This window comes from Halalkalibacter wakoensis JCM 9140 (genome assembly GCF_000513095.1).
GTDB lineage: Bacteria > Bacillota > Bacilli > Bacillales > Bacillaceae_D > Halalkalibacter > Halalkalibacter wakoensis.
In genome coordinates, this window is record NZ_BAUT01000050.1 from 21,763 (window position 1) to 29,430 (window position 7,668).

General features: G+C 39.2%; 6 protein-coding genes. 5 read left to right on the plus strand and 1 reads right to left on the minus strand.

Annotated elements, in window-relative coordinates; all coding sequences use genetic code 11:
- Window positions 1-137: 137 nt before the first annotated feature.
- Together JCM9140_RS15930 and JCM9140_RS15935 are read left to right on the plus strand one after the other, a co-directional pair.
- Window positions 138-1,736, plus strand: a complete 1,599-nt coding sequence (locus JCM9140_RS15930) for a Na+/H+ antiporter NhaC family protein (RefSeq protein WP_034748696.1) — start codon at window positions 138-140, stop codon at window positions 1,734-1,736.
- Between the two features lie 949 nt (window positions 1,737-2,685).
- Window positions 2,686-3,852, plus strand: a complete 1,167-nt coding sequence (locus JCM9140_RS15935) for a PstS family phosphate ABC transporter substrate-binding protein (protein WP_034748698.1) — start codon at window positions 2,686-2,688, stop codon at window positions 3,850-3,852.
- Window positions 3,853-4,320: 468 nt separating this feature from the next.
- Here the strand turns inward: JCM9140_RS15935 and JCM9140_RS15940 are convergent, their stop codons facing one another.
- Complete coding sequence (locus tag JCM9140_RS15940) at window positions 4,321-4,593, minus strand: hypothetical protein (protein ID WP_034748700.1); 273 nt, start codon at window positions 4,591-4,593, stop codon at window positions 4,321-4,323.
- Between the two features lie 270 nt (window positions 4,594-4,863).
- Between JCM9140_RS15940 and JCM9140_RS15945 the strand changes: the two genes are divergently transcribed.
- The 3 genes from JCM9140_RS15945 to JCM9140_RS15955 all read left to right on the plus strand — a co-directional run.
- Window positions 4,864-6,291 (plus strand): ATPase domain-containing protein, encoded by a 1,428-nt coding sequence (locus JCM9140_RS15945; RefSeq protein WP_034748703.1) that lies wholly within the window; start codon window positions 4,864-4,866, stop codon window positions 6,289-6,291.
- 12 nt (window positions 6,292-6,303) lie between these two features.
- The gene (locus JCM9140_RS15950) at window positions 6,304-6,558 is read left to right on the plus strand and encodes a hypothetical protein (protein WP_034748706.1); all 255 of its coding nucleotides are present in this window, start codon (window positions 6,304-6,306) and stop codon (window positions 6,556-6,558) included.
- A partial coding sequence (locus JCM9140_RS15955; RefSeq protein WP_034748709.1) for a PocR ligand-binding domain-containing protein occupies window positions 6,543-7,668 on the plus strand: 1,126 nt, incomplete at its 3' end. The genes JCM9140_RS15950 and JCM9140_RS15955, both read left to right, overlap by 16 nt.

The following is a 7,668-nucleotide window of genomic DNA, read 5'->3' on the forward strand; positions in this document are numbered from 1 at the left end:
GCTTTTTTTTGTGGAAAAGAACTCGAATTTATGGTTTCTTTTCCATTCTCGTTTTAGAGTGTTGCTCATATTCGTTTATAGTTGGGAGTTTGTCCTTTAATCTATATAACTACCATACATTTTTAGGAGGTATGAATATGGAAGCATCTATTTTTTCTTTAGTCCCTCCGATACTAGCACTTATTATGGTTATTTTAACAAGACGAGTTCTGCTATCACTCGGTACAGGTGCGATTATCGGTGCGTTAATGGTCAACGATTTCAATCCAGTTGCGGCTGCAGCAAATATTTATGGAATTGTGATGGGCATTATTTTTGATTTTGAAGTCGAGGTCGTTACGTTTGGAACGGTAACAAGCGCGATTTTTGCTGAAGGGTTTGCCATCAATACATGGGAATTTTTCATTGTCCTTTTTTTATTGTTACTAGGAATGATGGCGGCGCTTATTACTCGTTCTGGCGGAAGTCGTGCGTTTGGTGAATGGGCAATGAAGCGTGTGAAAACGCGTGTTGGTGCTCAGTTGCTAACGGTCGTTCTCGGTCTTATTATTTTCATTGATGACTATTTTAACAGTTTAACAGTTGGGAATGTTAGCCGTCCGTTAACGGATCGCCATCGTATTTCACGTGCGAAGCTAGCATATTTAGTGGATTCAACAGCAGCACCAATGTGTGTTATTGCCCCGATTTCAAGCTGGGGAGCGTATATCATCGCGATTATTGCGGGGATTTTCGCGACGCATCAAGTGACTCAATATGAAGCACTACAAGCATTTCTGTTAATGGTACCGATGAACATTTATGCATTGGTTGCCATCGGACTTGTATTAGCTGTTGCTTGGTTCAATCTTGATTTTGGAGCGATGAAGACTCATGAAACTCGTGCTTTGAAAACAGGAGAGTTATTTAATACAAAACTTGGCCCGATTCCAGGCTCTCAAGATGATGTACAAGCAAGTGAAAAGGGTAAAGTTGGAGATTTGATTTGGCCGATTGTTGCGTTGATTGTTGGAACGGTATTCTTCATGATTACGACTGGTATTGAAGGAACAGATGGTGATGTGACGATCTTAACCATTTTTGAAAATACGGATGTGGCCGCGGCCCTCGTATATGGAGGATTATTTGGTTTAGCCATTGCTCTCATTTTAAATGTGATGAAGCCAAAGTCGGGAACGACAATGGGATCTGCCCTAATTATAGGGATGAAGTCTATGCTTCCTGCCATTTACATTTTGTTCTTTGCGTGGACACTTATTTCAATTATTGACGCCTTAGGAACAGGAACGTATTTGGCATCGTTAGTGGAGCAGTCGAATTTAAATCCAATGTTCCTTCCTGTTATTTTATTTGTCATTGCTGGTTTTACAGCTTTTTCTACTGGAACTTCATGGGGAACCTTTGGCTTGTTGCTTCCGATCGCAGGGGAAATGGCAGCAGTGATCGATATTACACTGATTCTACCGATGATGGCCGCTGTACTTGCCGGTTCGATTTTTGGTGATCACTGTTCACCGATTTCGGATACGACGATCTTGTCGTCAACAGGTGCAGGAAGTCATCATATTGACCACGTCGTTACCCAGCTTCCGTATGCACTTATTGCCGCTGGAATTACGGTGATATCTTATATCGTAATGGGTTTCACAGCAAGTGTCATCCTAAGTTTACTTGTGGCATTTGCATTACTTGTTCTAACGGTAATCGTGTTAAAAAAACTTAGTGTTGAAGCGTAACATATAATTGGAAAAGGGTTGACTTCATTTCGAAGTTGACCCTTTTTCTTTTTAAAGGTTGTAAAGATTATTGCTCAAAGAAGGTAATACTCATAGTGAAATGGAGCGCAAGCCACTCGACTCCTACGGAACTGAAAAAGTGCCTGACTGCCGCAGGGGAATGACACTACGCTTTCCGCGGGTGCCCGGTGAGCCTCCTCGGCACATGCGCCTGCGGGGTCTCACACGTGGGTCACTGCTCCCGCAGGAGTCTCCGTGTCATTCCCCTGCTAGGGTTACTTTTGTTCCTTTTACTTATCTTTAACTTGTTCCTTTTAATCTTCTACGATTTCTTTTAACTCATTCTTTTGTCTTTAACGATGGGATTTGAGCGATTTGTGGTTCACCTTCCACATCAGAGATCACTTGTTGGAACTACCTCCAAGGAAAAACGGCAGTACGATTGATATGACAAACCGAAATACAGCCAGGTGATGATAAGCCTCGCGTTATTTCCTACGAAACGACAAAGTACAATACCGATCTGATCTCTAATTCATCTGCAACGTCATTAGACCTTGTTTTCTCTGGGAAATTCTATCGTTCCTCTCAAAAGCGGACGGGATGGGGGCCGACTCCTGCAGGAGGGAAGGGCAGGTTGAAATCCACCGGCGCAGCCGGTTAGTTCAACGCCCGCCTGCGGAACGCGTGCCCCCCATCCCGGGAGCGAGGGCAAAGCTCCCTTTCAAGTCCGAAGTAAACGAGCACTTTTCAGTGGCCTCAAATAGAGGCTCGCCACTTCCTTGCGGGTGCGAGTGGCTGTAGCGCAATGGAACGAACATAGGAAGAACAGATTATTCATAAAAACAACAAAGAATACGAAAACAGATTAAGAAAAAACAATAAAAAATGTATGATTATGGTAAAGTGAAAGTAGTTTTATAGTTTGCTAGTGATAAGGAGAATGTTTATGAAGTCGAACCTAGTTCTAAATGGGGTCATCGTATTTATCATTGTTGCTGCTCTAGGTTTTTTCGGATATGTTGGAGCTATCATTAGTTTGTTGATGGGAGGGGTAAAATTCTATACGCCTCTTATTGTGGTAATCACCATTGCTCTCATGATTTTGTCAATCGTAACCGTTTTTCGCTTGCTAAAATATAAAACGATCAAAATGATCAGCATAACCTTTATTGCTTTGTGCTTAATTGCCATTTCAGTAAATGAGATTTACGCAAGCTACCAACGCAGCATTGTAACAGTAAGTGATCAAGACTATAACTTGTATGGCTATCAACCTTTTTTTGAGGAAACAAATGTCGTCTCCTTACATGAACCATCCACGTTAACATTGGAGGAGGAGTTGCCCATCCTCGACGGAGCCACGGCTTTGTATCCAGTTTATTCGGCGTTCGCACGTGCTGTTTATCCTGAAAAACAATATGACGTTCACCAAAGCGAGGTTATGTCGAACCAAACAGGGGAAGCATTTCAGAATTTACTAGACGGGAAAGTTGATATGATCTTTATCGCTGAGCCTTCTAAGAGACAAATGGAACAAGCCGAAAAACGTGGAATTAAGCTAGAGTTAACGCCAATTGGGCGCGAAGCTTTTGTGTTTTTCGTTAATAATAAGAATCCAGTAACTGAACTTTCAGTTGAACAAATCCAAGCCATTTATGCAGGTTCTATCACGAATTGGAGTGAGGTTGGAGGAGAGAATGATTTGATTCGTGCCTTTCAACGCCCGGCTGATAGTGGAAGTCAGTCGGCATTAGAAAAAATTATGGGTGACGTTCCAATTGCTGATCCTCCAACAGAAAACATCGTTTCCGGAATGGGAGGCGTGTTTGAAGAAGTCTCAAGCTATAAAAACTACAAAAATGCGATTGGATATACATTCCGATTTTTTTCGAATGAGATGGTGAAAAACGGAGAGATTCGACATTTAGAAATAGAAGGAGTTCAGCCAAATAAAGAAACCATACGTCAGGGATTATATCCATTTGCTTCAGAGTTTTATGCGATAACAGCAGGGAGTGACAATCCGAATCTGGATGATTTGCTAGAGTGGATTTTATCAGAACAAGGTCAGGCTCTAGTTGAGGAAACTGGATATGTACCAATTAAAGAATAAAAGACAAGTCAAGCAAAGTGGTGTTATGTGCATTAGCCTTACAAACAAATTAAATATTCTTCCATATAAGGATTTGAGTGGTGTTTCTTTTTTTAACTCTACACTATGAGCAGGTAAAATAAATAAATTGAGGATGAAAAAGTAACCCTAGCAGGGGAATGACACGGAGACTCCTGCGGGACCAGTGACCCACGTGTGAGACCCCGCAGGCAAAGCCGAGGAGGCTCACCGGGCACCCGCGGAAAGCGTAGTGTCATTCCCCTGCGGCTGGTTACCCTCTAACTTATGTAAGAAACTTCCTGTTATCTGCAAGGTAAGTGGTGTCACGTGCTCTGCTTGGCTTTGTTGTATAAAAAACGAACAATCATATGTAATGACAAAAAGAAAACCCTCCTTTTGAAAAAGTTTGCGTTTAGCTCTAACGCAATGCTTCAAGTGAGGATCAGTGTATGAAGAAGGTTTCACTTTTTACGGTTGAGTCTTCATAAATAACTCTTTTGACTTCTTTTTTACTTTTCGTACCACTTTTTTTATAAACGTGGTTACATCTTTTCCGTCTTTAACACGTTCATACGTTTGTTCAAACTTTCTCGCATCACATGGATATTGCTCGCCATGCTTATCGGTAATAAGATAATCTCCAGGGTTTCCAATAAGGGAACCTTTCGCGGTCTCAATCGTAATGGTTCTTGTGATTTTGACGGCTTCAATCATTTCTGGTTTTCTACGATATCTAGCCAAGCTTTTCACCTCCCTAGTTTGTTCTAACCAATCCGCAAAAAATGTATTTGTTAATTCATCGTACTCAATTTCAGTACAAGTGTGACATTTCCCTATGGATTTTCGATGAATGTACAATAGCCTACCAATATTTTTCATTCGACAATATTCTACTGTGATCCAAGAAGAATTAGTGTAGAGTGAACATTGAGGATAGGTTAGCGAAGTAAGAATTGAAAATACTAGTTAATACGAGCATAGGGTAACGAAACAGTAAGGAGTGTTAGACGAGTGAATACATATAAAACAACAGGGGTAGAGGGACTAGATGTTGTCTTAAATGGTGGTTTTCCTGTTGGCTCTTCCATTTTAGTAGATGGTGCACCTGGAACGGGTAAAACAATACTTGGCATGCAATTTTTATATGATGGTGCCAAAAATCGTAACGAAGCCGGTGTATATATCACGTTTGAAGAATTTCCTGAGCAAATCTATCAGGAAATGCAGGCATTTGGTTGGGATATAAAAGCATTAGAAGTTGAAAATAAATTACGTGTTATCTGCTTATCACCAGATGTGTTTATTAGTCAGATGAAACAGCCTAATGGTCTTTTTGAACAGATTCTAAATGAGATTGATTGTAAACGAATTGTCATTGACAGCTTAAATTTATTTCATAGTGGAATGGAAAGTCAAAAAGAAAAACGAGAGACTGTGTATACATTACGGAATATACTTAGAAAGTTTTCATTAACTTCCTTGCTTATTCATGAACAACTCTCTTTAAATGAAACAGAAATCCCATTTGTTAGTTATGTGTTGGACGGTGTTATAAAGCTTTCGTTAAAGGAGCATCAAGCTATCTATCGCAAACGGACGTTAGAAGTGTTGAAAATGCGCGGCTGTCGGATTCAAGAAGGGGAACATATTTACAGGTTGACCAATTATGGATTGTACCTAGTTCCGGCTCTTTCAATGTTTGAAGATAAAGTGGTAACAGACAACCAAAAGAATGTTACAACAGGAATCCCGACCTTAGATCAGATGCTCCAAGGTGGGATTCCAAGAGGGACAGCATTTGTATTAGACACAAACAGTAAGGCAAATTATAAGTACTTTTTAGCATCCATTATCTCAAATCGTATTTTGGCAGGAGAAAATGTGGTGATTCTCTTATCTAGTTTAGCGAGCTTGTATGATCTTGAGCATCTTTATCGCCTTTACGGTATTGAGTTGGAACAATTAGTGAAGCAAAAAAGAATTTATTTCATTGAACATTATGAGCGTCCCATTCCAAAAACTTATGAAACGGCAGTGATTGATGTAAAGCATATGAATAATGAAGAATACAATCATACGATTAAAGAAACGATAGGCTCGATTGTATCTGAGAGTATCAAGAATGGAGAAAAATGGTTTGTTTTTCATGATTTAAATACAATGGTCTCTCAGAGGGGAAAAGACTTTGTGATAAAGCACTTTACAGAAGATGTTGCTTTTATTAGTTCTGCGGGGATGAGTATGATTGCTTTAAGCAACTTCACTGAAATTGGAACAGAAACGGCAAGCTTTTTAGAAAGAACATGCCATGGAGTCTTTCAAACATGGGTGGACGGGAACTATCAATACTTTCAAGTGAAAAAATCTCCTCAAGGCAATATGTCCAATCCATTACTAGTTGAAAATGTCCAAACAAAGCCTTATGTTAGGTTCGTTTAGGAGGAGCTAAATATGGGAATTTTTCAAATAAATCCATTGCAAATAGAGTGTACGATGTTTTTTCAAGAGAATCCTTACACATACGAAACAGTGAAAGGTTTAGCCATTCGTCTTGGCAGAAATACTGAAGATTTGGTGGGGGTATTGGAATACCTTGTTTCAAGTATGGTGTTAGAAGTAATTGGAACAGGAGAAAACGCAATCTATCGTTATATTCAGCCTGTAACGATTGGACTTCAAAAGGAGGAAACATGGGAGGAAATGTAACTTTTCTTCAAGATGTACAAGATGCCTATGCGAAGTTAGCTGAACTTGCCATAGTATTGATTAAGAAAGATGGACATGAAGTGACCGCCGCTTCAAATCATTCTCACTTAACTAAAATCCTTTATAATCAATGGGGAGATAGCAAGCATTATCAAGAATTCCTTCAACCACTACAAGGGATTCAACAACCAACTGTTGTTGATAATCGAATGGGATTAAAAATGATTGTTGCTCCAATTCAAGTAAATTCTGATTGTACGTACTATTTTCTTGCAGGATATTTTTTAGAGAAAGATGCTCGTGCTTTTATTCAAGAATATGTGAAGGAACACTTTCCAGATATGGATGATCTAATAGATGCCATTGAGTTTACTGAAGAACTTGCGGAAGTGGAAATAAATCGAAAATGTGCGTTCGTTGAAAAGTTAGTCAACATAGCTGAAACCTATTTCTCCTCTTTGGGAGAACAGCCACCTGGAATACAATCAAGTCAGAGTTCTTCTTTCATCTATCAACATTTAGAAGGAATTCGAAACAAGGATGTTAGTGTTACTTGTTTTATAGAAGAAATGTATCATTTGTATGATGAGATTGATTTTATAGGACTAGCCATTGAAAAAGAAAATGCAGAATATCAGGTTGATGTGATTCATGGTCATAATTCTAATCAGTTAAGAGGCCACACGTTTATTATGGGAGAAGGTTTTTTAGGACACACACTTGCAGCCGAGCAATTTCAATTTTGGCAAGATGTTGGTCGTGATCCAAGAGTTACGTTTTTTAAGAGGCACGGGATTTATCCAAGAAGTTTGTTTTGTGTTCCGATTTTTCAGGATGAAAAGGTTATTGGAATTTTGTTTGGGGGTAGCACTGAACATAAAATAATGGATGGGTTTATGATTGACCAAGTAAAAGCGCACTCAGCTTTGTTAAGTGTTATGGTTACAAATCAACATTTAAGAGAAAAACTTCATAATCATTTAATGGAACTCTCAACATTTAACGAAGTTTTTCGTGTTATGATAACGGTAAAAGAGATAAAAAGGGTTTTATATATTCTTGTAGATATTAGTCTAAACATTTTAAGAGGCCCATTTGCTTGTATTGTTT

Coding starts and splice junctions, on each gene's coding strand:
- JCM9140_RS15935 (WP_034748698.1), top strand. CDS start 2,686: ATGAAGTCGAACCTAGTTCTAAATGGGGTCATCGTATTTATCATTGTT.
- JCM9140_RS15950 (WP_034748706.1), top strand. CDS start 6,304: ATGGGAATTTTTCAAATAAATCCATTGCAAATAGAGTGTACGATGTTT.
- JCM9140_RS15930 (WP_034748696.1), top strand. CDS start 138: ATGGAAGCATCTATTTTTTCTTTAGTCCCTCCGATACTAGCACTTATT.